Source organism: Nonomuraea recticatena, assembly GCF_039533245.1.
In the GTDB taxonomy this organism is placed as follows: Bacteria; Actinomycetota; Actinomycetes; order Streptosporangiales; family Streptosporangiaceae; genus Nonomuraea; species Nonomuraea roseola.
In genome coordinates, this window is the sequence record NZ_BAAATE010000202.1 from 1 (window position 1) to 526 (window position 526).

A 526-nucleotide genomic window follows, 5' to 3' on the forward strand; every position below is an offset into this window, starting at 1 on the left:
CAGGCGTCGGACGTCATCGCCGAGCTGAGCGCGGCGAGCGCCGAGATCACCGACGTGGTGCGGACGATCAGCAGCATCGCCGAGCAGACCAACCTGCTCGCGCTGAACGCCACCATCGAGGCGGCGCGGGCCGGTGACGCGGGCAAGGGCTTCGCCGTGGTCGCCGGCGAGGTCAAGGACCTGGCGCAGGAGACCGCGAAGGCCACCGAGGACATCTCCCGGCGGGTCGAGGCGATCCAGGCCGACACCGGCGGCGCGGTGACCGCGATCGAGGAGATCGGGCAGATCATCGCCAGGATCAACGACTACCAGCTGACCATCGCCTCGGCGGTGGAGGAGCAGACCGCGACCACGCAGGAGATGAACCGGGGCATCAACGAGGCCGCGGTGGGCACCACCCGGATCGCCGGGAGCATCTCGACGGTGGCCGGGGCGACCAGGACCACCTCGTCGACCGTGGTGGAGACGCAGGGCGCGGCCGTCGAGCTGTCCCGGATGGCGGCCGTGCTGCAGGAGCAGGTCGACC

1 protein-coding gene is annotated in these 526 nt (G+C 71.3%); it reads left to right on the forward strand.

The window, feature by feature from the left end; genetic code table 11:
- A partial coding sequence (locus ABFX50_RS51155; protein WP_346158575.1) for a methyl-accepting chemotaxis protein occupies nucleotides 1-526 on the forward strand: 526 nt, incomplete at both ends.